The 1,976-nt window shown below is 61.8% G+C and carries 4 protein-coding genes; 1 reads left to right on the forward strand and 3 read right to left on the reverse strand.

Annotated elements, in window-relative coordinates:
- Window positions 1-292 (forward strand): ISAs1 family transposase (locus HZZ16_RS36825; protein ID WP_197946301.1); only part of this gene is annotated, 292 nt, incomplete at its 5' end.
- 2 nt (window positions 293-294) lie between these two features.
- Here HZZ16_RS36825 and HZZ16_RS36830 read toward each other — a convergent pair.
- The 3 genes from HZZ16_RS36830 to HZZ16_RS36840 form a co-directional block, all read right to left on the reverse strand.
- Window positions 295-537, reverse strand: a complete 243-nt coding sequence (locus tag HZZ16_RS36830; protein ID WP_197955750.1) for an ArdC-like ssDNA-binding domain-containing protein — start codon at window positions 535-537, stop codon at window positions 295-297.
- 358 nt (window positions 538-895) lie between these two features.
- Window positions 896-1,096 (reverse strand): hypothetical protein, encoded by a 201-nt coding sequence (locus HZZ16_RS36835; RefSeq protein WP_197955751.1) that lies wholly within the window; start codon window positions 1,094-1,096, stop codon window positions 896-898.
- Between the two features lie 36 nt (window positions 1,097-1,132).
- On the reverse strand, window positions 1,133-1,573 hold the full coding sequence (locus HZZ16_RS36840) for a retropepsin-like aspartic protease family protein (protein ID WP_197955752.1): 441 nt from the start codon (window positions 1,571-1,573) through the stop codon (window positions 1,133-1,135).
- Between the last annotated feature and the right edge of the window lie 403 nt (window positions 1,574-1,976).

Raw genomic sequence — 1,976 nt, forward strand, 5'->3', positions numbered from 1 at the left:
TACGGCTCGATACTTCCTGGCATCGCGTCCGCTCCCAGCCAAGAAGCTGCTTGAAGCCGTGCGCGCTCATTGGGGCATCGAAAACAATTTGCACTGGGTTCTCGACGTTCTGTTCGACGAGGACGCTTGCCGCAGCCGGAAAGGCCATGCTGCCGAAAACCTCGCAGCCATCCGCAAGCTGGCTATCAATACGCTGCAGGCAACACCTGGACCTGCCCGCACCAGCCACAAAATGCTCGAAGCCAGATGGAATAACGACTTCCTTCTCTCCGCCCTCGCTCATATGCGATAGCCCTACTTCTCCGCCCATTGCCGGTAGGTGCCCCAGACGTGCGAACCGTAGCTGTTGACCTGGGCCTCGACCCAGAGTGCAAGAACGTTCACGCCACGGTACCTGTTGCCCGAAGCGATGTTGACCGGGTGGCGCGCGCCGCTCCCGCGATGCCACGGCATCTGCCATTGTCCTGCACCGGCCTCGATCGCCGCAACGATGCGGTCGGTCAGGTGCTGGTGAATATCGAAGCGGTCCTTGCTCATGTCGTCTCTCCTTGCATTGCGGCCATCCGGCCGTGCCGGCGACCGGGAGAGACGCGGAGAGACGGCTGCCGCACCCACAGGGCGCGCCTGCGCGAGGGCTTGACCCTTGCGGCGGACGGACATCCGCGTCAGGTCAGCCGATGAGCATGGCCGGGATGGACGCTAGGAGAGACGTGAAGCAAGGCTCCGGGCATTGAGGGCCAGCACTCTATTGGCTCAGTGCTGCCGACGAGTGCGGAATGCGGCAAGATCAGTGGCGACAAGGGCGGCTTGCCCCCATCTGCTCTTGCCGCCCCCGAGTGGCCAGTCTTGCTATCGCCTGGCCTTCAGAGCCTGGACTTGGCGCATGGGGTTATCGTCAATGCGGCGGACAGGCATCGGCATTGCGGCTGCACCAGTTGCTGGCCTCCGAGCTGCCCCAGCCTCGCGCCTTGCTGCCGGATACGCATTCTTCGAAGGTGCAGGTCTTGGCCTGCTTCGGCTTTGACGCCTTCTGCTGGGCATTGGCAGGACCAGAGATCGCAATGGCGGCGAGAAGAAGCGGAAGCAGAAAGCGCATAAGATATCCTCTTTGCTCAATGACAGTGATGGCAGGTCATTTGGTGGTCAGTTCGCGTGGCTTCAGCTCCAGGGCGCCACCGGCAAGGGTTATGTTGAAGCGGGCCAGGAATGTCATGCCCAAAAGGCCGTCAACCTGCGGGCCATAAGCGGACGGGTGGCCGGTCGATACCGCCACTGGAACGTTCGCAGCCCGTGCGTTGCCGACCTCGATGAGCTGGGCAGTCCCTGGAGAGGACTGGATGGTGCCCCCGACCACGTAGAAGGTCATGGGATTGCGCTCATCGGGCGAGATGCCTGCTCGCGTTGCGAAGGACGGAGTGATGGAGACCATAGAGGCGCCGGTATCCACGATCATCCGGCCCTTCGCCCCGTTGATCGTCACTTCGACGATATTCGATGGCGCGACCAGCACCCGATCCGACCCGGCCGCGTAGGAAGCCCGGCAGTTGCCCTTGTTGGCGAACTCACTGATCATAGCGAGATCTGAGGGGTTTGCCGCTTGACGATGTCATACGAGAGATACATCTCCATCGGCGTGATCGCATCGCAAGGCCGGCCAAGCGCGTCGTACATCAGCGAGACTGCGGATTCCAATGATCGCGCGCAGGTATTCCAATCTGATGCCGCGCAACGTTCCAATCTGATCGCGCGCAGGAGAAGCACCCGATCGTTAAAGGTAATTGGCACCATCGATAGCCCGTGGTCAAGCGGCCGCTGAAGGGATCACGTCACATGTTTGATGGTATGGTCGGCGGAGCGAAGCTGACCGGACGCGCACCCCCAACAGTGCCGTAGCGGCCGATCAGCTTCGCGCGCTGCAGTCTCGGTCTTCATCGGCAGCCGATGTAATCAAGGCCGAGCAAGAACGGGCGGACGCC

The organism is Bradyrhizobium glycinis (genome assembly GCF_016031655.1).
Lineage (GTDB): Bacteria > Pseudomonadota > Alphaproteobacteria > Rhizobiales > Xanthobacteraceae > Bradyrhizobium > Bradyrhizobium glycinis.